The following is a 23,786-nucleotide window of genomic DNA, read 5'->3' on the forward strand; positions in this document are numbered from 1 at the left end:
CCCAGCCCGGCCGGCGGCCCCAACCTGCCCCCTTGACAAACCGCCCCACATATCAGCCGACGACCGTGACCGGGGTCTCCAGCGGGGTGCCCGAGCCGTCGCGGCGCTCGTCGATCTCCGGCAGTTCCACCGGCTGGCCGCCCGCGCCGAGCGCACGCGGCGGAGCCGCACCCACCCACGCGAGCACGAGACCGTCGAACCCCTTGAGGAACCTCTGCGAGCGGACGCCACCGGTGGCGCGCCCCTTGGCCGGGTACAGCTCGAACGGCGTCACCTTGGCCATGCCGGCCTCGACGCCCGGCAGCGCGTCCGTCGCACCCGCGACCGTCACCACCGACGCCTCCGTGCCGGCCCGCACCGCGCCGAAGAACACGACCTTCTGGTCCGCCGCGAGCTTGATGCCCGCGACACCGCCTCCGGACCTGCCCTGCGGCCGGACCGTCGAGGCCGTGAAGTGCAGGAGTGACGAGTCGGAGGAGACGAACACCAGCTCGTCGTCGTCCGTCACGAGCGCGGCGCCCACCACCTCGTCGCCGTCCTTGAGGCCGATGACCGTCCAGTCGTCGCCGTTCTTCGGCACGTCGGTGCTCGTCACCCGCTTGACCACGCCCGCGGCGGTGCCGAGCGCGAGCGTCTGGTCTCCCTCGCCGAGCGGGAGCATGCCCAGTACCGTCTCGTCGGCGGCGAGGTCCACGAGCTCCGAGAGGGGCAGCCCGCCGGACAACGACGGCGCTCCCTCCGTGGGCGGCAGCGTCGGCAGCTCGACCACCGGCACCCGCAGCGCGCGGCCGCGCGAGGTGACCAGGGCGATCTGGCCGCGCGTGGTGGCCGCGCAGTCGGCGCGCAGCGCGTCGTGCGCGGCGCGGTTGCCCTCGCGGGACACGGGGACGGCGTCGGTCAGCCGGGCCAGCAGGCCGGTCGCCGACAGCACCACCCGGGTGGGGGCGTCGGCGATCTCCAGGTTCAGGTCGTCAAGCGCGCCCTTCTTGCCGCGCGCCGCCGGGGCGGCGGAACCCACGCTGCCACCCTCGGCATCCAGCAGAATGGTGCGGCGCGGCGTGCCGTACGTCTTGGCGACCTCGCCCATCTCCTTCGACACCAGCCGGTGCAGCACCTTGTCGGAGCCGAGGATCTCCTCCAGCTTCGCGATCTCGAGCCGCAGCTCCTCCTGTTCCTTCTCCAGCTCGATCCGCGAGAACTTCGTCAGGCGGCGCAGCTGGAGGTCGAGGATGTAGGAGGCCTGCGCCTCGGACAGGTCGAACACGCTCATCAGGCGCTCGCGCGCGATCCCGGCGTCGTCCGACGTGCGGATCACCTGGATCACCTCGTCGATGTCGAGGATCGCGACGAGCAGGCCCTCGACCAGGTGCAGGCGCTCCTGCCGCTTGCGCAGGCGGAACTGCGACCGCCGCCGGACCACGTCGATGCGGTGGTTCACCCACACGCGCAGCAGGTCGAGCAGGCCGAGCGTGCGCGGCTGCCCGTCCACCAGCGTCACGTTGTTGATGCCGAACGAGTCCTCCAGCGGCGTGGTGCGGTACAGCTGCTCCAGCACGGCCTCAGGATCGAAGCCGGCCTTCACCTCGACGACCAGGCGCAGGCCGTGGTGGCGGTCCGTGAGGTCCTGCACGGCCGTGACGCCCTGGATCTTCTTCGCCTTGACACCGTCGGCGACCTTCTCGATCACCTTCTCCGGGCCTACCGTGTACGGCAGCTCGGTCACCACGATGCCCCGGCGGCGCGGCGTGACGTTCTCGATGCGCGCGGTGGCGCGCGTGCGGAACGAACCGCGGCCGGTGCGGTAGGCGTCGCGGATGCCGTCCAGCCCGACGATCTTGCCGCCGCCCGGCAGGTCCGGGCCCGGCACGAACCGCTGCAGGTCCTCGAGCGTGGCGTCCGGGTTCTTCAGGAGGTGCTGCGCGGCGGCCACGACCTCGACGAGGTTGTGCGGCGGCATGTTGGTCGCCATCCCCACCGCGATCCCCGACGCGCCGTTGACCAGCAGGTTCGGAATCGCCGAGGGCAGCACCTCGGGCTGGGTGAGCTTGTTGTCGTAGTTCGGCACGAAGTCGACGACGTCCTCGTCCAGGTCCGACGTCATCGCCATCGAGGAGGCCGCGAGCCGCGCCTCCGTGTACCGGGCGGCGGCGGGACCGTCGTCGAGCGAGCCGAAGTTGCCGTGGCCGTCGACGAGCGGGAGCCGCAGCGAGAAATCCTGCGCGAGGCGCACCAGTGCGTCGTAGATCGGCGCGTCGCCGTGCGGGTGGAGCTTTCCCATCACCTCGCCCACCACGCGCGACGACTTCACGTGCGCGCGGTCGGGACGCAGCCCCATGTCCGCCATCATGTAGAGGATGCGGCGCTGCACCGGCTTGAGGCCGTCGCGGGCGTCCGGGAGGGCGCGGCTGTAGATCACGGAGTACGCGTACTCGAGGTACGAGGACTCCATCTCCGCCGAGACGTCGATGTCGACGATCGTCTCGTGGATCTCGCTCTCGTCCGGCGGGGCGGACGACGGCTTGCGGGCCATATCTTCTTCGGGCTCCTGCGGGGTAGGCGGATCGGGGTGTCACGGCCCCACGAGGTGGCGAGGCACCCGGACGGGTGGCGCGGCAACCCGCGTCGGTGGCGCGGTGACAGGGCCAAACCTACATCGACTGGCCGACATCACAGCGGATCCGGCCGCGGCGGCACCGAAGAACTGCCATCGCTGGTTAGCCTTGCCGTGTGAGCGACGACGCCGTAGGCGTGGAGCAGCAGGACGTCCCGTACCCGGTGGAGTGGGAGGCCGACGTCGTCCTGCGCGACGGCAGCACCACCCACCTGCGCCCCATCCGCCCCGACGACGCCGACGCCCTCCAGCGCTTCCACATGGCCCAGTCCGAGCGCTCCACCTACTACCGGTTCTTCGCCGCACTGAACCGCATCCCGGAGCGGATGCTGCGCCAGTTCGTCACGGTGGACCACACCGACCGGGTCGCCCTGGTCGCGGTCCGGCCGGCGAGCGAGCGGTCCGACGGCGAGCAGATCCTCGGCGTCGCGCGGTTCGACGTCGTTCCCGGGCCGGGACCGCGCACCGCCGAGGTCGCGTTCAACATCGCCGACTCCGAGCAGGGCCGCGGCCTCGGGTCCGTGCTCCTCGAACACGTCGCCGACGCCGCCCGTGAGCGCGGGATCCGCCGCTTCGTCGCCGAGGTGCTGCCCCAGAACCGCGCCATGCTCGGCGTGTTCCGCGAGGCTGGCTACGCCATCGAGCAGCACCTCGACGACGGTTTCGTGCACGTCGGCATCGACCTCGACCCCACCGACCGCTCCCGCGAGGTCATGGCCGACCGCGAGCATCGCGCCGAGGCCGTCTCGATGGCCGGCCTGCTCGGCGCCCGCCGCGTCCTGCTCGTCGGCCCGGGCCGTATCGGGGACGACGACGGCGAGCCGGACCTGCGCCACTCGCTGGAGGCACTCCAGGCGGCCCGGGTCGTCGAGTCGCACCGCGCAGACCCCGGAGACACGGAACTGACGGTCCTGGGCATGGCGGAGGAAGCCGTCCGGCCGAGCGAGCCGACCTCGGCATCGGAGCCGGCCTCCGCCGGGCCCGGCGCCGCACCCGGGCAGCCCGCGGCCCCCGAGCCGGCGGTGACGGCCGGGTCCGACGTGGCGCCTGACTCCACCGCTGTGCCCAGGTCCGGCGTGGCGCCCGAGTCCGGCGTGGCGCCCGCGCCGCCGTCGTCGGCCGTCACCTTCGCGGCCTCCTGGGACGACGTCGGGGAGACCGACCTCCTGCTCGTGGCCGCGCCGCCCGGGCGCGCGATCGAGGCCGTGCGGCGCGCGGCCACCAGAGGTGCCCGGGGTGTCGTGGTGTTCTCGGGCGGGTACGCGGAGACCGGGCAGGAGGGGTTGTCCCGGCAGCGCGAGCTGCTGCGGGTGGCGCACGCGGCGGGGATGCGGGTCGTGGGGCCGGCGTCGTACGGGGTGGTCACGAACGCGCCGGGCGCGCGCCTGCGCGCGTCGCTCGCGGAGCACGCCCCGCCCGACGGCGTGGTCGGGCTGTTCTGCCAGTCGGCCCCGGCGGCGGTCACGCTCGCGAAGACCGTGACCCGGCGCGGCCTGGGCGTGTCGTCGCTGGTGTCGGCGGGGCACCGGGCGGACGTGTCGGGCAACGACCTGATGCAGTACTGGCAGGACGACCCGACCACCGGTGTCGTGTGCCTCTACCTGGAGACGCTCGGCAACCCGCGCAAGTTCTCGCGCGTCGCGCGGCGGCTCGCGGCGAGGAAGCCGGTGGTCGTGGTGGTCGCGGGGCGGTCGGGGCACGTCGTGCCGCCCGGGCACGCGGTGCGGGCCACGCGCGCGCCGCGCCGGATGCTGGACGAGGTGCTGAGGCAGTCGGGCGTGATCCGGGCGGAGAACACCCACCAGCTCATGGACGTCGCACAGGTGGCGGCGCACCAGCCGCTCCCGCGTGGCCGGCGGGTCGGGATCCTGGCGGGGTCGCCGACGCTGCTCACACTGGTGTCGGAGGCGTGCGGTGCCGCCGGGCTGGACGTGCGCGGGACGGTGGCGCTGGAGCCGGGAGCCTCCGATGACGACGTCGCGCGCGCCGTCGACCTCCTGTACGCGCCGGACGCCTGCGACGCCGTCGTCGTCGTGGACGTCCCCGTCGTGGTGCCGCGCTCCGACGGGATCGCGCGCGCCGTCGCCGCCGCGGCCGCGCGGACCGGGCGGACCACGGTGGCGAGCATGCTCGGGCTGCACGGCATGCCGGACGTGCTCCGGGCGCCGTACCCGGCCTCCTCCGCGGATTCCGCTCCGGGCGAGGACCCCGCTCCCCGGCCCGCCTCCGGCGGAGACGTGCGGGTCCCGGCGTTCTCCACCCCGGAGGACGCGGTGTGGGCGCTGGGCGCCGTCGTCCGGTACGCGCGGTGGCGGAAGCAGGACCACGGGGATCCGGTGCGGCCGGAGGGCCTCGACCGCGCCCGCGCCCGGGAACTTGTGGAGGCCGCGCTGGCGTCCGGCGCGGCGGGCGTGGACGCGGGCGGCGCGAGCGGCCCCGGGGCGGCCGATGCCCTGCCGCTCGACGACGGCCGCGCCGCCGAGCTGCTCGCCTGCTACGGGATCCGGCTCTGGACCTCGCGCACGGTGACCTCGCCGGACGAGGCGGTGGCGGCCGCCCGCGAGGTCGGCTGGCCCGTGGCGCTCAAGATCGCGACACCCGCGCTGCGACACCGCGCGGACCTGGGCGGGGTCAAGCTCGACATCGCCGAGGAGGCGGAACTGCGGGCCGACGCGGCGCGGATGCAGGCCGCCGCCGGATCGCTGGTGCCGGCCGTCGACCCGGTGCTGGAGGTCCAGGCGATGGCGCCGCCCGGGGTGGCGTGCGTGATCCGGAGCCGGGAGGACGACCTGTTCGGTCCGGTGGTGTCGTTCGGCCTGGCGGGGGACGCCACGGACCTGCTGGACGACATCTCGCACGGCGTGCCGCCCCTGACCGACGTCGACGTGGCGCGGATGGTGCGCGGCGTGCGGACCGCGCCACGGCTCTTCGGCTACGAGGGGGCGCCGACGGCGGACGTCGCCGCGCTGGAGGACGTGCTGGCCCGGGTGTCGGTCATGGCGGACGACCTCCCGGAGCTCGCGTCCCTGGAGCTCTACCCGGTGACGGTCGCGGAACGCGGAGCCTCGGTCCTCCACGCCACGATCCGCCTGCACCCGGCGACCCGCCGCGCGGACCCCCTCCGCCGAGCCCTCCCGGAGTAGGACCTCCCGGGCGTGTCCCCCTCCCGGGCCCCCGCCGTGACGGAGCGGTCTCCGTGTGGTCGGGGGTTTGCCGTGTGGTCGGTCAAGGACTCGACCGACCACACGGCAAACCCCCGACCACACGGGTGCCGGTCGACGGGATGTCGTGAGCGCCGCCCCGGGTCACGCCCAGAAGGATTCGCCCGCCATGCTGTGGCGCCGGGCCGTCGACGCCGTCATGCGGCGCATGTGGTGGCGGCGGCAGAGGACCTCGTAGGCCACCGCGGCAGCGCCGGTGGCCACCGCGCCGGAGCCGTCGTCGTCCCCGCCGCCGGCCGTCCCACCGTCGCCGTCCTCGGCGGTGTCCCCGATGACCACCTGGTCTCCCTCCGTGACCATGACGCCGTCGACCGTGCGCGCGTTGTGCGTGGCGCGCGCGCCGCACCAGCACAGGGACTGCACCTGGAGCACCTCGATCCGGTCGGCGAGCTCGAACAGCCGCGCCGATCCGGGGAACAGGCGGGTGCGGAAGTCGGTGGTGATACCGAACGCGAAGACGTCGATCTCGGTCTCGTCGACGAGGCGCGCGAGCTGCTCCACCTGCCGCGGCGAGTAGAACTGCGCCTCGTCGCACACCACGTGGTCGACGGCGCGGCCCGCGTGCCGCTCGGCGTGCACCTCGGCCCAGAGGTCGGTGCCGTCCAGCACCTCGCGGGCGTCCACCTCCAGCCCCAGCCGGCTCGACAGCCGTGCCACGCCCGCACGGTCGCCGCGCGTGAAGATCAGGCCGCGGCGCCCGCGCGCGGTGTAGTTGTGATCGGTCTGCAGGGCCAGGGTGGACTTGCCGGAGTCCATGGTCCCGGTGAAGAAGACGAGCTCGGCCACGGTGCTCTCCTCGGCGTCGGTCAGGCCACCGCGACGAGCAGCGGCACATGCATCTCGTACGGGGTCAGGGAGCCGTGCACGCCCGGCATGGCGCGGGCCTCGGGGGAGTGCAGGCGCGAGTCGACCACGGTAGCCGCTCCCGAGCCGTCGTCGCCCCCGGTCGTGGCGACCACGACGTCGCCCATGACGGCGCGCACGTGCTCCGGGACCTCCGAGCCCGGTCCCGTCGCCGGCCCGAACCACCCCTGCCGTACGGCGTCGTCGCGCAGCCGCACGACGGCGTCCTCGCCCAGGCGGTCGGTCCAGCGCGCCGCGACGTCGGCCGGGTCCACGCCGTCGCGCGTGTAGACGTGCAGGGCGCGGGGCTCGCCGCCGAGCAGCGCGACGCCGTCGGACAACGCCGGGTCGGCCGCGACGTCGTACTGCCGCGCCGGAGTCGTGGCGACCTGCCCGTGGTCAGCCGTGACCAGCACGAGCGTGCCGCGCGGGACGCTGCGCAGCAGGCGGCGCAGCTCGCGGTCGGTGTCCTCCAGGGCGTCGCCCCACTGCGAGGACGTCCAGCCGTGCTTGTGCCCGGCCTTGTCCACCGCGCCCTGGTACAGGTAGACGAGCCGGCGTTCCCCGCCGTCCCGCACGCGCAGGGCGGCGGCGGTGGCGTCGACGGCGTCGCCGAACCGGTTGCCCGTCACCACGTACCGCGGCCCGCGCAGCGCCGCGGAGGTCATGCCCGAGTTGTTGTACTTCTGCGGTCCCGGCGCGCTGACCCCGACGCCGCCCGCCACGAGCGACTCCAGCACCGTGGGCTCGCGCTGCAGGTCGCGCGGGTCCACGGTGAGCGGTTGCGACTTCCGGGGCCCGCGGCGGTACGGATCCGACTGCTCCTGCCAGGACACGAGCGTGGCCAGCCCGCCCGTGGCCGGGTTGCGCTGGGTGTAGCCGAGCAGGCCGGTGCGGGCCGGACTGGTGCCGGTGCCGAGGGTGCTCAGGGCGGCCGCCGTCGTACTGGGGAAGCTGGACGTGAGCGTGCGCGAGCCGGGCAGCAGGCCGCGCATCGTGGGCGCGTGCCCGCCGCGGTCGGCGAGGTTGTGCGTGCCCAGGCCATCCACGAGGACGACGACGCAGCGGGTGACCGCGCCGAACCCGCCGGCCAGCTCCTCGGCCGCGGTGCGTGCGTCCAGGCCGGTGGCGGTGGTGAGCTCGTGCCCGAGCGCACCGGCGGCGGCGGGCAGGACGGCGGCCAGCCCTCCCAGGCCGTACGACGGCGCGACCAGGCCCGCGGGCAGATCGGGCGGGTCGACCGGCGGCCTGGTGGGGCCGTCCGGCGCGTCGGTCCGGTGACCTGGCGAGCCGGCTCGGCTGCCGGGCGGATCGGCCGGGCCGCCCGGGAGCGATCGCCCGGACGTGTCGATTCCTGGCCTCACGCGGCGGTGGCCCGCGACAGGGCCTCGGCGAACTCGGTGGCGGCGCGGACGGCGTCGGTCCCCTCCGCAGCCGACGACACCCGCACCACGACATCGTCCGGCAGCGACTGGCCCGTGAGGCCGTGGTCCGCCGTGCAGCTCGGGTCCCCGCAGGTGGCCGGCTCCAGGTCGATGCGGTGCGCGCCGCCCCAGCCGATCGCGAGGTTCAGCTCCAGCCGGGACGCGCCGCGCGGGTGCTTCTCGGGCTCCCCGATGATGTGGGTGAGGCCCACCGAGCGGACCTCCTTCAACGGGACGGCCTCCGTGGTGGCCGCGGCCTGCCCGGGGCGGCCGTCGTCCTCGTCGGCGGGCTGGTCGTCGACGTGCGCGGTGATGAGGCGGGTGGGCGTCAGGACGAGGACCGTCAGGTGACGGCGCACCTCGGAGTCGAACGTGGTCTCTGCCTGCACCAGGTGCGCCATCACGTCCTCGCCCGCGAGCGCGACCTCGAGCAGGTCGGAAACGAGCTGCGGGTAGTACCCGGCGCGGTGCAGTCGGGCGTTCAGCGTCTTGCGCATCTCGGCGGCGGGGGCGGTAGGCACCAGGTGATTGTCCCACCGACCGGGACATGAGGGCCAGTTCGCGACCAGGACCTGTGGATTGCCGCCGGAACAAAGCTGAAGGTACCCACGGCCGGTCGGCCGGACGCGGATGGTCGGTCGGATGTCGCATGATCGGTTCCCCGGGCGACCGATCATCCGACATCCAGCCGATCACCCGACATGCTGCCCAGCCGATCACCCGAGACGCGCCCGACCACCGGCGGCCGACCACGCGGCGGCCTCAGCCCTCGGGGCGCGAGCCGAAGACGATCTCGTCCCAGCTCGGCACCTGCGCGCGGCCCCGGCGGGCCGAACGGCGGCGCGAGGACTTCGCCTTGTCGGGTCCTGTCCGCTCCTCGGACCGTCCGGCGTCGTGGCCGCCGGGCACGTCGCCCGCTGCCGGGTGGCTTCCCGTCGCCGGACGAGCCGTCGGATGACCACCCGTCGCGGGGCGGCCGTCCGCCGTGCCCTTCCCCGCGCCGTCGTCGGACCGTGACTTCCCGGCGGGCGCGGGCCGCAGAGCCTTGGGTATCGCGCCGGTGAGCGGCCCCCCGGTCCTGAGCGCGGCGGTACGCGGGCGCCGCTCGCCGTCCCTGTCCGGGCCGGGGATCTCCCACTGGCTCGGGCCGTCCCACTCGAGCTGCGTCCCCGAGGGCGGGGGGTCGGCCGGTGCCGACTCGCCCGACGACGAATCGTTGCTGTGCTTCCCGCGCCGCGAACCGAGGTCGACGACGGCGGCCGGGGCCGGGTCGTTCTCGGGCGTCGAGCTCTCCGGCTCGTCGGCCCGGCGCCCCGCCGACCCGTCCGAAGCCGACTTGCCCGCAGCCGACCTGTCCGTGGATGACCTGTCCGCGCCCGCACCGTCCGTCGTCGACCCGTGTGCGGTGGATCCGCGGGTGCCCTCGCCGCCCGTAGCGGGCCGGGACGTCCCCGGCCTCGGCGTACCGGCCCCGGGCGTGGCCGGGTCGAGGCGGCGCCGACGGGGCGACAGGTCGTCCAGGTCGAGCTCGCCGGCATCGACGTCGGGAGGTTCCGCGCCGCGCTGCGGGCGCTGGCCCCGGCGCTCGGACAGGCCGTCGAGCAGGAGGTCGGTCTCGTCGTCGACCACGGTGGCGCGGCCGTACCCGCGCGTGGGCGGCAACGCCGTGACGGTGCGGGAGACGGGAGTGCCGTCGTCCTCAGGCAGGGCGAGCCAGCGGGCCTCGTCGTCGAGCGCGATCACGGCGCCGCCGCGCGGGTCGAAGGACCAGCGCGCCACCCGCTCGCCGGCGTCGACCGTGAACGTGAGCGCGACGACCCACGGCGCGACGCCGTCGCGGGTCGCCGTCCACCGGACGGTGGCGGCGTTGCTGCCGCGATCCCTCAGGCGCTTGCCGGCGAGGTCGCCGATGGTCGCCGTGCCGCCGTCCTCGGACATCACGGCCTTCGCGCGGACCCGCCCGACCGCGTGCTCGCGCTCCGAGGCCACCGGGTACTCGAACCGGCGGATCTGGTCGGCGGGCATCCCGGACTCGGCGGCGAGATCCTCGGCGGTGGCGCCCGCGCGCAGCCGCGCCTGGATGTCCCGGGGGCGCATGGCCAGTTCCTCGTCGGCGCGGATCGACTCCATCCGCGGGCGATCACCGCGCACGGCGGCACGCAGAGCGTCCGTGATGGGCAGCGTGTGCTCGGCGCCGTCGGGACCGGTGACGACCAGTCGGTCACCGTCCTCGTGCAGCCGTACGAGCTGGAGCTCGTCCATCGTCTTTACCTCCGCATGGGCTCTCGTGCACCTGCGAGACTGCCATCATCCACGCGATACGACCAACAGGCGCGCCGAGAATCCGGCACTGGCGGGCGCGTGGGCCCCGGCCGCAGGTGCCGCCGGGAAGACCGGTCGTCCCATCTGCTGGTCATTCATTGGACGATCGACCAGGTTCGCGATGTCATACCACGGTTCGTCTGGTCTTGCCGGGTGAACATCGAAAATTACCGGCATCACAATTCCGGCAGGATGGCGAGTGTGAGCGAAAACTCTCTTCCCCCCGTTCCCCCCGGCGCTGACACCGACATCGCAGGACTCCGCGCCCTCGCGGAGCGTCTCGCCACCACCGCCGGAGCGCTCGTGCGCGACGGCCGCCCGGCGACGGTCGAGGTCGCCGCCACGAAATCGACCGGGACCGATCCCGTCACCGAGATGGACCGAGCCGCGGAGGACCTGCTGCGCCGGATCCTCGCCGAGGAGCGGCCCGACGACGCCATCCTGGGCGAGGAGGGCGACGACGTGGCCGGCACCAGCGGGCTCACCTGGGTCGTCGATCCGATCGACGGCACCGTCAACTACCTGTACGGGGTCGCCGGCTGGGCGGTGTCCGTCGCCGTCGTCGCCGGGCCCCCGGACCCCGCCGAATGGACGATCCTCGCCGGCGCCGTGCACTCCGTGCCCGACAACCGCACCTGGACGGCGGGCCTCGGCGAGGGCGCCACGCGCGACGGCGAGCCGATCGGCGTGTCCAGCCCCGCGTCACTGGGGGAGTGCCTCGTCGGCACCGGTTTCGGGTACGACGCCGATCGCCGGGCGACGCAGGCGGCCGTGCTGACCCACGTGCTGCCGCAGGTGCGCGACATCCGGCGGCTGGGGTCGGCCGCCATCGACCTGTGCCTGCTGGCCCAGGGGTCGATCGACCTGTACTACGAGCGCGGCCTGAACCCGTGGGACATGGCGGCCGGCGCCCTCGTGGCGACGGAGGCGGGTGCCGTGCTGACGGGGTTGCGAGGGCGTGCGGCCACTGGTGACATGGTGGTGGCGGGCGACGCGGAGTTCGTCGCGCCGCTGGCGAAGATTCTTGAGGCGGCCAACGCCGACGAGGGGTAGAAAAGGAAACCTCGGATTCGCGAGGTCCGGCGGGCCGGACCTGCCGTGGCGGGCTCGTCGCGCCGCACTATCGCGTCGTATCGGGTCCGCCGGCGCGACCAACCGTGTCACGTTGTGAAACGCCTGTGGCTGAATCCTGTTCACCGCCTGTGGAACCGGTCGATCGTCGGCCAGGTCAGACCCCTTGTAGGCGCAGGTCACCGTGGACGTGACGCGGTTAACACCGATACGTGTCGCGCCGCGCGAAAAAATGGTGCAGAATCCGTTCGCCCGTCCGGGAACAAAACCTGGTCGCCGTGCATTATCAGCTCAGCCCCCATCGACGGAAGACCTACGGAGACACACATGGCAACTGACTACGACGCACCTCGCAAGACCGACGAGGACGTCGAGCAGGACTCGATCCAGGAGCTACAGGCTCGCCGCCAGGACAAGTCGTCCGGCGTCGTGGACGAGGACGAGACCGAAGCGGCGGAAGGATTCGAGCTCCCGGGCGCGGATCTGTCCGGCGAGGAGCTCGCTGTCCGCGTGCTGCCGCGCCAGGCCGACGAGTTCACCTGCTCGAGCTGCTTCCTTGTGCACCATCGCAGCCAGCTTGCTGCCGAGAACGGCGGCCAGCCGATCTGCACGGAGTGCGCCGCTGCCTGACCCAGCGCGCGACGCGAGCAAACTCTCGCGAATATTCGACACCAGGCTGTCACGGGATCGTGGCAGCCTTTGTCGTCAGCCGGCAGTTTTCCGGGACAGGGCCGCGACCAGGGTGTGGGGGTCTCGGGTGGAGACGAGCCAGTAGGGGGTCGGGTCCTGGGGGTCGTCGACGGGGATGCGGACGCCCGTGCGGGCCCACGCCCGCAGGCAGACGTAGGCGCGTGCGTCCAGGCCCGGGCCGAGCTCCCAGCGCATGGCCGTCGCGTCGAGCGGGACCGGTTCCCCGAGCCGGGACAGCGGGATGCTGGCCCGCCCGGCCTGCAGCACGCCGGCGCTCACCTGCACCACGGGCGACGTCGTCGCCAGCGCGACCACCGCGATCGCGCAGATCAGGATCCCCGTCGCGATCCCCAGAGGCGGGTTGAACGGCCACGGCACGATCCCCGCGATCACCCCCAGCCCGGCGGCGCCCAGCCAGCCTCCCGGTCCGGGCAGCAGGCGCTCGTGGAACTCGGGGGTGGCGCGGGAGGTCATGGAGGACATCATCCCGTACCCTCGCAGCGTGCCTCACGACGACACCACCGATCCCGGCAGCACCGTGGACGTGCTCATCCAGCTGCTCGACCCCGGGGTTCCCGTCCCCGCCTACGCGCACCCGGGCGATGCCGGCGCCGACCTCGTGACCACGCAGGACGTCGAGCTGCCGCCCGGCGGCCGGGCGACCGTGCCCACCGGGGTCGCCGTCGCCCTGCCCGACGGCTACGCCGCGTTCGTGCACCCGCGCTCCGGCCTCGCGGCCCGGCACGGCGTGACGCTCGTCAACGCGCCCGGCACCGTCGACGCGGGCTACCGCGGCGAGATCAAGGTGACGCTGCTCAACACCGACCCGGGCGAGGCGGTGAAGCTCGCGCGCGGGGACCGCGTGGCGCAGCTCGTGATCCAGAAGGTGGAGCGTGCCCGGTTCCTGCGGGCCGAGACCCTGCCGGGCAGCGCGCGGGGTGCGGGCGGCTTCGGCTCCAGCGGCGGCTGGGCGGCGGCACGTTCCTGACCGTCCGCGAGCCGGGCCGGCGATCTGGTCGGCCCGTTGTCGGACGGTCGGTCGCTCGGGGAGCCGACTTCCCGACAACTGGCCGACCGCTCGACAACCCGCCGGCCGCGCGTGCCCAGCCGAGGGCGCGCGGGGTGTTACCCGGGGCCCGGGAGCGGGATTAAAGTAGAGCGTTGGGCGCAAGTCTGCGCCCGTCCGAGAGGAGATGGTGGCCAAGTGGGTCTGTTCCGACGTGGAGCGAAGGCGGCGACGCCCGAACCGGAGCCGCAGGTTCCGCAGCGCCAGGCTTCGCCGGCTCCGGCGCAAGGCCCGTTCGACCGTTCCGACGTGGACAAGCCCGGACCGCGCGTCGACCTCGGCGCGATCTGGCTCCCGGTGCTGCCCGGACTTGAACTGCGCATGGAGATCGAGAAGAAGACGCAGAAGGTCACCGGCGTCACTGCCGCGCTCGGCGGCTCCAGCCTGCAGCTGCAGGCGTTCGCGGCGCCGAAGTCCTCGGGCATCTGGGACGAGATCCGCGCGGAGATCGCCGACTCGGTGGCGCGACAGGGCGGTTCGGTCGACGACGTGCCGGGCGTGTTCGGCCGCGAGCTGCTCGTGCACATGCCCGCCACGGCGCCGGACGGCTCGCCCCGCACGCGCCCCGCGCGGTTCATCGGCGTCGACGGCCCGCGCTGGTTCGTGCGCGGCGTGCTCGCCGGCAAGGCCGCCCTCGACAAGGAGGCGGCACGGCCGCTGGAGTCGGTGTTCGCGAATGTCGTGGTCGTGCGCGACGAGAACCCGCGCCCGCCGCGCGACCTGCTCACGCTGACGCTGCCGCGGCAGAAGAGCGCCGCCGCCGCGGAGGTCGACACCTCGGGCGACGGCGCGACCGCCACGCCCGCGAGCGCGCGACCCCAGGCCGCGGACTTCAACCCGCTGCGCCGCGGCCCCGAGATCACCCAGATCGGCTGAGCGAGGCACCATGGGTCTGCGATCGGCGTTGGCCGGGGTCCTGGCCTCGAACGACGAGCGCGAGGCGGTCCGGGAGCGGAAGGCGGCGGCACGGAGTGCGGGCTGTACCGCCGTCGACCGGCTGGAGCCGCGACGGCGCGGCTCGGCGGCAGGCATCCTGAGCTCGGTGGTGCTGCGGCCGCGTGAGGGCGTGCCGACGGTCGAGGCCGAACTGTACGACGGCTCGGGCGTGCTCGACCTCGTCTGGCTCGGCCGCCGCTCGATCGCGGGCATCGAGCCCGGCCGCCGCCTCCGCGTCGAGGGCATGGTCTGCGACGCGCACGGCCGCCGCACCATCTTCAATCCTCGCTACGAGCTTCAGCCCCGCCCGGGCGACTGAGTGAGGAACGCTGCCGTGCGAAGCCCCGCTCCCCGGCCTCCCCGCGCGCCCCGTCCGTCCGGCGCCGGGCCGGTGAGGTCCGGGGTGACGCCGGCGCGAGCATGCGGGACCCCGCGCCCCACGGTCCGCACCGACAGGCTCTCCCGCTCCGACGCGGTCCGCACCGACAGGCCGCCCCATGTTATCGAGACCGCGCGTCACGTGCAGCGTCGGACGATGTCCGCCGACGGCCCCCGGCACGGCAGAATGTCCGCATGACGCACCGCACCGATTCCCGTTCCTCCGCCGAGCACGATCCTTCCGCATCGCCGGCCCGCGGCCTTGCCGCAGTCACGGGGGACGATTTCTCGCCGCTGGCGGCGGTGGGCGGTGTGCGCGGCATGGTCGAGTCCGTCGCGCCCGGCGTGGTGTTCGTCGTGCTCTTCGTGATCCTGCAGGACCTCATGGTGCCGCTGATCGCGTCGGTGGCCGTCGCGGTCCTCGCGACCGTGGCGCGGCTGGTGCAGCGCACCGCGCTGACGACGGCGCTGGGCGGGCTGGTCGGTGTGGTGATCGGCGCGGTCTGGGCGTGGCGCACCGGCGACGCCGAGAACGTGTTCGTCTGGGCGTTGTGGACCAACGCCGCCTACCTGGTGGTCATGCTCGCCTCGATCCTCGTCCGCTGGCCGGTGATCGGGCTGTTCGTGGAGGCGCTCGCCTCCGGGCTCGGCCCGGACGAGGCGCGCCGGAACGAGCAGGCGGCCCAGCCGTCGTCGGACACCGGGCTGAACCGGCGGAGCACGGCCCACGTCGCGGGCGGCGAGAACGGCCAGGAGGCGGCCGACGACGAGCCCAACCCCCTCGCCGCCCTCACGGCCTGGCGCGCAGATCCGGCGAAGATGCGTGCCTACACCATCGCCACCTGGCTCTGGGTCGGCATGTTCGCGCTGCGCCTCGTGGTGAAGACGCCGCTCTACTTCGCCGGGACCGTCGCCTGGCTCGGCACGTTCCACCTGGTGCTGGGCGTGCCGCTGTTCGCGCTGGTGCTGTTCGGGTGCTGGATCGTGATCAGGCCTGCCCTGTCAGGAGGCGCTGCAGCTTCGCCCGGTCGACGCCCGCGCCCGTGACGATCAGCAGTTCGTCGTGCCCTTCGAGCGCATCGTCGTCGCTGGGCACGACGGGCCGGCCGTCGCGCACGATCGTGGCCAGCGCGGTGTCGTCGGGCCAGTCGATCTGACCGACGCGCGTCCCGATGAGCGGCGAGTCGTGCGGCAGCGTGAGCTCCAGGATGTCCGACGCCGACTGGTGGAACGTGAAGATCGGCACGAGGTCGCCCACGGCGACGGCCTCCTCGACCATCGCGGTCATGATGCGCGGCGTGGACACCGCCACGTCCACGCCCCAGGAGCCGTCGAACATCCACTCGTTCTTCGGGTTGTTCACGCGCGCCACCGTGCGCGGCACGCCGAACTCCGTCTTGCACAGCAGCGAGAACACCAGGTTCACCTTGTCGTCGCCGGTGGCGCCGACCACGACGTCCGCGGTCTCGACGTCCGCATCCTGCAGGCTGGACAGCTCGCAGGCGTCGGCGAGCAGCCAGTCGGCCTCCGGCACCTGGGCGACACGCATCGCCAGCGGGTTGCGGTCCACGAGCATGACCTCGTGGTCGTGGCTGAGCAGTTCCCGCGCGATGGAGCGGCCCACGGACCCGGCTCCGGCGATGACGACCCGCATCACTCGTCCTCCTCCTTCGGCGGGGCGGTGAGCACGCGCTCGACGGCGGCGGTGGTGTCGGCCCGCATCACCAGGTGCAGCACGTCGTTCTCCTGCAGCACCGTCTCGTCGTCGGGCAGGATGCCCTCGGCGAAACGGGAGACGAACGCCACGCGCGCACCCGTGGCGCGTTCGAGGCGCCGCAACGGCGACCCGACCCAGCCGGAGTGGTAGTCCATCTGCGCGATGCGCACCTTGCCGGACGGGTCGCGGAACTCGTCGGTGGAACCCAGCGGCAGGATCCGGCGCAGCACCTGGTCGGCGGTCCAGCGGACCGTCGCGACCGTGGGGATGCCGAGCCGCTGGTAGATCTCGGCGCGCTGCGGGTCGTAGATGCGCGCGACGACGTTGTCCACGCCGTACGTCTCACGGACGACACGCGCGGACAGGATGTTGGAGTTGTCGCCGTCGGACACGGCCGCGAAGCCGAAGGCCTCCTCGATCCCGGCCTGGACGAGCGTGTCCCGGTCGAACCCGACGCCGGTGACCTTCTTCCCGGCGAAGTCCGAGGGCAGGCGGCGGAACGCGTCGTTGTTCTGGTCGACGACGGCGACCGAGTGTCCGCGCTCGGAGATGTTCTGCGCGAGGGTGGCCCCGACACGGCCACAGCCCATGATCACGAAGTGCACGATGGGAACGCTACCCGCCTTTGGGCATAGCATCATGCAACGTGCCGGAAATTATCGACGCGACCAAGCGACTGCTGGTCGGCCGTCCCATGCGGAGCGACAACCTGGGGCGCACGCTGCTGCCGAAGCGGCTGGCCCTGCCGGTGTTCTCCTCGGACGCGCTCAGCTCGATGGCGTACGCGCCGGACGAGATCCTCCTCATGCTCGCGGTGGCCGGTCTCACGGCGACCGCGGTCTCCCCGTGGGTGGGCGCGGCCGTCGGCGTGATGCTGCTCGTGGTGGTCGCCTCCTACCGGCAGAACGTGCGCGCGTACCCGTCCGGCGGTGGCGACTACGAGATCGTCACCCGGAACCTGGGGCCGACGGCGGGCCTCGGCGTCGCGTCGTCGCTGCTCGTGGACTACGTGCTCACCGTCGCCGTGTCCGTGTCCTCCGGCGCCCAGTACGCCGCCAGCGCTCTCCCGGCGCTCCGCGGCTACGAGGTCCTGCTCGCCGTGGGGATGATCGGGTTCCTCACGCTGATGAACCTGCGGGGCGTGCGCGAGTCGGGCCGGGTGTTCGCCGTGCCGATGTACTGCTTCATGGGGGTCATGGGCGCGATGGCGGTCACCGGGGCGATCCGGTACTGGACCGGGACGCTGCCGCCGTCGGAGAGCGCCGGCTTCGAGATCGTGCCGGCCGCCGGCATGGACCAGGGGCTCGTCGGTCTCGGCGGCGCGCTCCTCGTGGCGCGCGCCTTCGCGTCCGGCTCCGTCGCGCTCACCGGCGTCGAGGCCATCAGCAACGGCGTGCCCGCCTTCCGCAAGCCCAAGGGCCGCAACGCCGCGAACACGCTCGCGATGCTCGGCCTGATCTCCGCCGCGACACTCATGATGCTGGTCATGCTCGCCCAGGCCACGGGCGTCCGGTACGCCGAGGACCCGCACACCCAGCTCACGCTCGACGGCGAGGCGCTGCCCGTCGACTACGTCCAGCACCCGGTCATCAGCCAGCTCGCCGAGGCCGTGTTCTCCGGCGCGCCGCTCGTGTTCTACCTGGTGGTGGCCGTCACCGGACTGGTCCTGCTGCTCGCTGCGAACTCGGCGTTCGCCGGGTTCCCGGTGCTCGGCTCGATCCTCGGCCGCGACGGCTACCTGCCCCGCCAGCTGCACACGCGCGGCGACCGGCTCGCGTTCTCCAACGGCATCGTCACCCTCGGCGCGGGCGCGATCGTCCTCGTGCTCCTGTTCGAAGGGCGTGTCACCGCCCTGATCCAGCTCTACATCGTGGGCGTGTTCCTCTCGTTCACCCTGTCCCAGCTCGGCATGGTGCGGCACTGGAGCCGCGAGCTGCGCACCGAGGTGCGCCCCGACACCCGCGCCCGCATGAAGCGCTCCCGGTTCATCAACTTCGTCGGCCTCGTCGCCACGGGCGCCGTCCTCGTCATCGTGCTCGTCACGAAGTTCACGCACGGCGCCTGGATCACGCTCCTCGCGATCGTGGGGCTGTTCGTCATCATGCGCGGCATCCGCAAGCACTACGACCGCGTGAGCGAGGAACTCGCGCTCGCCGACGACGACGAGGCGCTGCGCGCCCTGCCCAGCCGCGTGCACGCCATCGTGCTGGTCTCCCGCGTGCACAAGCCCACCCTGCGCGCCCTCGCCTACGCGCGGGCGTCGCGGCCGCAGACGCTGGAGGCCGTCACCGTCGGCGTCGACCGCGAGAACATCCCCGGCCTCACCCGCGAGTGGGAGGCGCTCGACCTGCCCGTCCCGCTGCGCATCCTCGACTCCCCGTTCCGCGAGATCACCAAACCCGTCCTGAAGTACGTACGATCGGTCCGTCGGGAGTCCCCGCGCGACCTCGTCGTCGTGTACATCCCCGAATACGTCGTGGGCCGCTGGTGGGAGCAGCTCCTGCACAACCAGTCGGCGCTGCGTCTCAAGGGCCGCCTCCTGTTCACCCCGGGCGTCGTCGTGGCGTCCGTACCGTGGCAACTGGAGTCGTCGGCCGGGCGGACCGGCCTCGAGGGCGCCGACGCCCACCGCCGAAGGCAGGTCCCATGACCACCGGACGGCGGCGGTCCTCCAAGGGCGACACACCTCTCGCCCATCCCAGAAGGCAGGCCACATGACCACCAGACCGTCCCACCCGCGGCTCGGCCGCACCCGCCCCGGGCGCCCGCCCCGCGGTTCCGAGCCACGCGTCAGCGATGTGCCCGGCGTCGGCGAGATCCTCGAACTCGAGATCGGCGCCGTCGCCCACGGCGGCCACTGCGTCGCCCGGCACGAGGGCCGCGTCGTGTTCGTGCGCCACACCCTGCCCGGCGAGCGCGTCCGCGCCCGCGTCACCAGCACGGGATCACGCTTCTGGCGCGCCGACGCCGTCGAGATCACGAGCGCCTCACCCGACCGCGTGACCCCGGCCTGGCCCGCCGCCGGACCCGGCGGCGTCGGCGGCGGCGAGCTCTCCCACGTCGCCCTGGAGGCCCAGCGCCGCTGGAAGGCGGGCGTCGTCACCGACCAGCTCCGCCGCATCGCGCGGTACGACGGCGCCCTCCTGGACGGGTTCGAGGTCACCGCCGCCCCCGGCGACGACGCCGCCGGAGGACTCGGCTACCGCACCCGGATCGACCTCGTCGCCGACAGCGACGGCCGGCTCGGCATGCACCGCTTCCGCTCCCACGACGTGATCGCGCTCGACCCGCTCCCGGCCGGTATGCCGCTCGCGACCGCCGAGGTGGCGGCGCTCGCGGAGGCGGAGGGGCTGTTCGACCGGCGCTGGCCGCCCGGGACGCGGGTGGAGATCGTGGCGCCGGGCGGTGCCGGTGGCTGGTCGGGGGATCCGCGTGTGGTCGGTCAATCGCTTGACCGACCACACGGAAATCCCCCGACCACGAGTGGGGCCGGCGCGGCCGGCACGTCCGGCGCCGGCGCCGGCGGGGGTGAGGCGCTCGTGCTGGTCGACGGTGAGCCGTGGCACCGCGGGCGGGTCGACGCGCGGGCGAACGCGCGGCGGGCCGTGCGGGAGGCGGTGACCGTGCGGCTGCCGGGAACGGAGGAGGAGGCCACGTTCACCTACCGGGTGCATGCGGCCGGGTTCTGGCAGGTGCACCGCGCCGCGCCGGGGCTGCTCGCGCAGGCGGTGCTCGACGCCGTCGGCCCGGTGGCGGGGGCGACCGTGCTCGACCTGTACTCCGGGGCCGGGCTGTTCACGCTGCCGCTGGCCGCGGCGGTGGGGGACGGCGGCACCGTCGTCGCGGTCGAGGGCGACGACGGCGCCGTCCGCGACGCGCGCCGCAACGCCCACGGACTGGACCAGGTCCGGCTGTTCGCGGGGGACGTGGCGGAAGTTCTCGCCGGAGACGACGACGGCGCGCCCGCGCGGGCCGACGTCATCGTGCTGGACCCGCCGCGCGCCGGGGCGAAGCGCGACGTCGTGGCCGCGATCGCCGACCGGGACCCCGAGCGGGTGGTCTACGTGGCGTGCGATCCGGCGGCGCTGGCGCGCGACGTCGGCTACTTCGCCCAGGCGGGCTACCACCTGACGGCCCTGCGCGCGTTCGACCTCTTCCCGCACACCCACCACGTGGAAACGGTGGCGGTCCTGGAACGCGCCTGACGGTGGGCGATGTGGCCTCAACGGGGCTCTTGCCAGGTGGAGGGGTGATCGGGCCCGTGCCGGGACCTCCTACGCTGGCGCCATGGCCGAGGACGGGAAGGCGAGCAGGCTCGAGCTTCTGATGGCGTGGGCGCGGCGGTGGGGGAGGTTCGCGCGGGTCGCCCGGGCGGCTGCGCGGAATCCGCTCGGGCGCAGGGTCGGCGTCGTCCTCCTGCTCCCGCTGGCGCTGCTCGTGCTCGTGGTGGTGGCCGTGGTCCGGGTGCTGACGGGCTGAGACCGGCCGGTGGCCGCACGGCCCTTCCGGCCGGAGCCGCCCGCGGTCGTCCGCGCCATCAGGGCTGACTGCCCCCCGGGCCGTCGTCGTCCCCGTTCGTGACGGCCAAGTATCTTGACGTCAAGATAAATGCGGTATGCTGGCCGGAGCAGCCCGGCCTAGGCTGGGTGGAGCCCCCAAATCCCGCCGTCGGGCCGGTGCGCTTGCGCATCCGGGCACCCGGCGGCCCGCAAGCCCCGCGAAGGAGCCGCAGTGAGCAGCGTGGACACGTTCGGATCGAAGGGAACGCTGGAGGTCGGCGAGAACGCCTACGAGATCTTCCGGCTTTCGGCTGTGGAGGGCGTCGAGCGCCTGCCGTACGCGCTCAAGATCCTCGCCGAGAATCTCCTGCGTACCGAGGACGGCGCCAACATCACGGCCGACCACGTGCGCGCAGTCGCGTCGTGGGACCCCGACGCCCAGCCGGACACCGAGATCCAGTTCACGCCGGCGCGCGTGATCATGCAGGACTTCACCGGTGTGCCCTGCGTCGTGGACCTGGCCACCATGCGTGAGGCGGTCGCCGATCTCGGCGGCGACCCCACGCGGATCAACCCGCTGTCGCCGGCCGAGATGGTCATCGACCACTCGGTGCAGATCGACGTCGCCGGCACCACGGACGCGTTCGCGCGCAACGTGGAGATCGAGTACCAGCGCAACCACGAGCGCTACCAGTTCCTGCGCTGGGGCCAGACGGCGTTCGACGACTTCAAGGTCGTCCCGCCGGGCACCGGCATCGTGCACCAGGTGAACATCGAGTACCTGGCGCGCACCGTCATGACGCGTGAGGTCGACGGCGTGCTGCGCGCCTACCCCGACACGTGCGTCGGCACCGACTCGCACACCACGATGGTCAACGGCCTGGGCGTGCTCGGCTGGGGCGTGGGCGGCATCGAGGCCGAGGCGGCGATGCTCGGCCAGCCGGTGTCGATGCTCATCCCGCGCGTGGTCGGCTTCAAGCTGAGCGGCTCCATCCCGGCCGCCGTGACCGCCACCGACGTCGTGCTCACCATCACGCAGATGCTCCGCGAGCACGGCGTGGTCGGCAAGTTCGTCGAGTTCTACGGTGAGGGCGTGGCCCAGGTGCCGCTCGCGAACCGCGCCACCATCGGCAACATGTCGCCGGAGTTCGGCTCCACGGCCGCGATCTTCCCGATCGACGGCGTCACGGTCGACTACCTGCGCCTGACCGGCCGCTCCGAGGAGCAGCTCGCGCTCGTCGAGGCGTACGCCAAGGAGCAGGGCCTGTGGCTCGACCCCGAGGTCCCCGAGGCGAAGTACTCCGAGTACCTCGAGCTGGACCTGTCGACGGTCGTCCCGTCGATCGCCGGGCCGAAGCGCCCCCAGGACCGCATCGAGCTTTCGCACGCGAAGGCCGCGTTCACGCGCGACCTGCCGAACTACGCGCCCGAGGTCACGGATCGCGTCGACGAGGCCGAGAAGGAGTCGTTCCCCGCGTCCGACTCGCCGGCCATCACGCCGAACGGCCGCAAGCACGTGCACGTCACGAACAGCGCAGGCAAGGAGTTCGACCTGTTCCACGGCGCAGTCGCGATCGCCTCGATCACGTCCTGCACCAACACCTCGAACCCGTCGGTCATGCTCGCCGCGGCCCTGCTCGCGAAGAACGCCGTGGAGAAGGGCCTGGTGTCCAAGCCGTGGGTCAAGACCTCCATGGCGCCGGGCTCGCAGGTCGTCACCAACTACTACGAGAAGGCCGGCCTGTGGCCGTACCTCGAGAAGCTGGGCTTCCACCTGGTGGGCTACGGCTGCGCCACCTGCATCGGCAACTCCGGCCCGCTCGACGAGAAGGTCTCGGAGGCCGTCAACGAGCACGACCTGTCGGTCGTCTCGGTGCTGTCGGGCAACCGCAACTTCGAGGGCCGCATCAACCCGGACGTCAAGATGAACTACCTGGCGTCCCCGCCGCTGGTCATCGCCTACGCGCTCGCCGGCACCATGGAGTTCGACTTCGACCACGACCCCCTGGGCCGCGACGAGGCCGGCAACCCGGTGTTCCTCAGGGACATCTGGCCCTCCCCGGAGGAGGTCCAGGCGACGATCGAGTCCTCGATCGACCGCAAGATGTTCGAGGCGGACTACGCCGACGTGTTCTCCGGCGACGACCGCTGGCGCGCGCTCGAGACCCCCGAGGGCGACACGTTCGCCTGGGACCCGGACTCCACCTACGTGCGCAAGCCGTCCTACTTCGACGGCATGGGCATGGAGCCGGCCCCGGTCGGGGACATCGCCGGCGCGCGGGTCCTGGCCAAGCTGGGCGACTCCGTCACCACCGACCACATCTCGCCGGCCGGCGCGATCAAGCCGGACAGCCCCGCGGGCGTCTACCTCGCGGAGCACGGCGTCGGCCGCCGTGACTTCAACTCCTACGGCTCGCGCCGGGGCAACCACGAGGTCATGGTCCGCGGCACGTTCGCGAACATCCGCCTGCGCAACCAGCTGCTGGCCTCGGAGAACGACGGCGCCGGCGTCGAGGGCGGCTTCACGTACAACTTCGTGAAGGACGCCCAGGACACCATCTACGACGCCGCCCAGGACTACGCCGCGGCCGGTACCCCCCTCGTGGTGCTGGGCGGCAAGGAGTACGGCTCCGGGTCCTCGCGTGACTGGGCCGCCAAGGGCACGAAGCTGCTCGGCGTCAAGGCCGTCATCACCGAGAGCTTCGAGCGCATCCACCGCTCGAACCTCATCGGCATGGGCGTGCTCCCGCTCCAGTTCCCGGCAGGCAAGTCCGCGGACTCGCTGGGCCTGGACGGCACCGAGGTGTTCGACATCTCCGGCATCACGGCGCTCAACGACGGCGAGACGCCGTCCACGGTGGCCGTGAAGGCGACGAAGGCCGACGGCGCGACCGTCGAGTTCGACGCCGTGGTCCGCATCGACACCCCGGGTGAGGCGGACTACTACCGCAACGGCGGCATCCTGCAGTACGTGCTTCGCTCGCTCGTGGCGTGAGCCCGGCGTGAAC

Annotated in this window: 19 protein-coding genes; 11 read left to right on the forward strand and 8 right to left on the reverse strand. The window is 73.2% G+C overall.

The genetic code is table 11. The features are described from left to right. Positions 1-52 precede the first annotated feature (52 nt). On the reverse strand, positions 53-2,530 hold the full coding sequence (locus tag ACYVK5_RS00760) for a DNA gyrase/topoisomerase IV subunit A (protein ID WP_460701380.1): 2,478 nt from the start codon (positions 2,528-2,530) through the stop codon (positions 53-55). 197 nt (positions 2,531-2,727) lie between these two features. Between ACYVK5_RS00760 and ACYVK5_RS00765 the strand changes: the two genes are divergently transcribed. After that, on the forward strand, positions 2,728-5,754 hold the full coding sequence (locus ACYVK5_RS00765; RefSeq protein WP_460701381.1) for a GNAT family N-acetyltransferase: 3,027 nt from the start codon (positions 2,728-2,730) through the stop codon (positions 5,752-5,754). A gap of 162 nt (positions 5,755-5,916) precedes the next feature. On the opposite strand, the gene ACYVK5_RS00770 is transcribed toward ACYVK5_RS00765, so the two are convergent. The 4 genes from ACYVK5_RS00770 to sepH form a co-directional block, all read right to left on the reverse strand. Then, positions 5,917-6,618, reverse strand: coding sequence for a thymidine kinase (locus ACYVK5_RS00770; RefSeq protein WP_460701382.1), 702 nt, complete (start codon positions 6,616-6,618; stop codon positions 5,917-5,919). A gap of 20 nt (positions 6,619-6,638) precedes the next feature. Beyond that, the gene (locus tag ACYVK5_RS00775; RefSeq protein ID WP_460701383.1) at positions 6,639-8,039 is read right to left on the reverse strand and encodes an alkaline phosphatase family protein; all 1,401 of its coding nucleotides are present in this window, start codon (positions 8,037-8,039) and stop codon (positions 6,639-6,641) included. Further along, the gene (locus tag ACYVK5_RS00780; RefSeq protein ID WP_460701384.1) at positions 8,036-8,620 is read right to left on the reverse strand and encodes a DUF5998 family protein; all 585 of its coding nucleotides are present in this window, start codon (positions 8,618-8,620) and stop codon (positions 8,036-8,038) included. The genes ACYVK5_RS00775 and ACYVK5_RS00780 overlap by 4 nt, the downstream gene beginning before the upstream one ends. A gap of 241 nt (positions 8,621-8,861) precedes the next feature. Further along, the gene (gene sepH / locus ACYVK5_RS00785; RefSeq protein WP_460701385.1) at positions 8,862-10,361 is read right to left on the reverse strand and encodes a septation protein SepH; all 1,500 of its coding nucleotides are present in this window, start codon (positions 10,359-10,361) and stop codon (positions 8,862-8,864) included. Between the two features lie 252 nt (positions 10,362-10,613). Between sepH and ACYVK5_RS00790 the strand changes: the two genes are divergently transcribed. Together ACYVK5_RS00790 and ACYVK5_RS00795 are read left to right on the forward strand one after the other, a co-directional pair. After that, complete coding sequence (locus ACYVK5_RS00790) at positions 10,614-11,474, forward strand: inositol monophosphatase family protein (protein ID WP_460701386.1); 861 nt, start codon at positions 10,614-10,616, stop codon at positions 11,472-11,474. A gap of 345 nt (positions 11,475-11,819) precedes the next feature. After that, positions 11,820-12,122, forward strand: a complete 303-nt coding sequence (locus ACYVK5_RS00795) for a DUF4193 domain-containing protein (protein WP_123814110.1) — start codon at positions 11,820-11,822, stop codon at positions 12,120-12,122. Between the two features lie 75 nt (positions 12,123-12,197). On the opposite strand, the gene ACYVK5_RS00800 is transcribed toward ACYVK5_RS00795, so the two are convergent. After that, a complete protein-coding gene (locus ACYVK5_RS00800) occupies positions 12,198-12,656 on the reverse strand; it encodes a DUF3093 domain-containing protein (protein ID WP_460701387.1) in 459 nt (152 codons plus the stop codon). Between ACYVK5_RS00800 and dut the strand changes: the two genes are divergently transcribed. From dut to ACYVK5_RS00820, 4 genes are all read left to right on the forward strand, one after another. Then, positions 12,655-13,170 (forward strand): dUTP diphosphatase, encoded by a 516-nt coding sequence (gene dut, locus ACYVK5_RS00805; RefSeq protein ID WP_460701388.1) that lies wholly within the window; start codon positions 12,655-12,657, stop codon positions 13,168-13,170. The genes ACYVK5_RS00800 and dut overlap by 2 nt on opposite strands. A 216-nt stretch (positions 13,171-13,386) precedes the next feature. Next, a complete protein-coding gene (locus ACYVK5_RS00810; protein ID WP_460701389.1) occupies positions 13,387-14,124 on the forward strand; it encodes a DUF3710 domain-containing protein in 738 nt (245 codons plus the stop codon). A gap of 10 nt (positions 14,125-14,134) precedes the next feature. After that, the gene (locus ACYVK5_RS00815) at positions 14,135-14,503 is read left to right on the forward strand and encodes an OB-fold nucleic acid binding domain-containing protein (RefSeq protein ID WP_460701390.1); all 369 of its coding nucleotides are present in this window, start codon (positions 14,135-14,137) and stop codon (positions 14,501-14,503) included. 254 nt (positions 14,504-14,757) lie between these two features. Continuing rightward, positions 14,758-15,609: a DUF3159 domain-containing protein gene (locus ACYVK5_RS00820; RefSeq protein ID WP_460701391.1), complete on the forward strand. Its 852-nt coding sequence runs from the start codon at positions 14,758-14,760 to the stop codon at positions 15,607-15,609. On the opposite strand, the gene ACYVK5_RS00825 is transcribed toward ACYVK5_RS00820, so the two are convergent. Continuing rightward, on the reverse strand, positions 15,551-16,216 hold the full coding sequence (locus ACYVK5_RS00825; protein WP_460701392.1) for a potassium channel family protein: 666 nt from the start codon (positions 16,214-16,216) through the stop codon (positions 15,551-15,553). The genes ACYVK5_RS00820 and ACYVK5_RS00825 overlap by 59 nt on opposite strands. Then, on the reverse strand, positions 16,216-16,869 hold the full coding sequence (locus tag ACYVK5_RS00830) for a potassium channel family protein (RefSeq protein ID WP_460701407.1): 654 nt from the start codon (positions 16,867-16,869) through the stop codon (positions 16,216-16,218). The genes ACYVK5_RS00825 and ACYVK5_RS00830 overlap by 1 nt, the downstream gene beginning before the upstream one ends. Positions 16,870-16,925: 56 nt before the next feature. Here ACYVK5_RS00830 and ACYVK5_RS00835 point away from each other — a divergent pair, with 56 nt between their 5' ends. The 4 genes from ACYVK5_RS00835 (at position 16,926) to acnA (ending at position 23,773) form a co-directional block, all read left to right on the forward strand. Further along, positions 16,926-18,929, forward strand: a complete 2,004-nt coding sequence (locus ACYVK5_RS00835) for an APC family permease (RefSeq protein ID WP_460701393.1) — start codon at positions 16,926-16,928, stop codon at positions 18,927-18,929. Positions 18,930-18,993: 64 nt separating this feature from the next. Further along, positions 18,994-20,484 carry a class I SAM-dependent RNA methyltransferase gene (locus tag ACYVK5_RS00840; protein WP_460701394.1) on the forward strand — a complete coding sequence of 497 codons (1,491 nt, stop codon included), beginning with the start codon at positions 18,994-18,996 and terminating at the stop codon, positions 20,482-20,484. Positions 20,485-20,566: 82 nt separating this feature from the next. Next, positions 20,567-20,758, forward strand: a complete 192-nt coding sequence (locus ACYVK5_RS00845) for a hypothetical protein (RefSeq protein WP_460701395.1) — start codon at positions 20,567-20,569, stop codon at positions 20,756-20,758. A gap of 252 nt (positions 20,759-21,010) precedes the next feature. After that, positions 21,011-23,773 carry an aconitate hydratase AcnA gene (acnA, locus tag ACYVK5_RS00850; RefSeq protein ID WP_460701396.1) on the forward strand — a complete coding sequence of 921 codons (2,763 nt, stop codon included), beginning with the start codon at positions 21,011-21,013 and terminating at the stop codon, positions 23,771-23,773. The last annotated feature ends 13 nt before the right edge of the window (positions 23,774-23,786 follow it).

It is taken from the genome of Myceligenerans halotolerans (assembly GCF_054782975.1).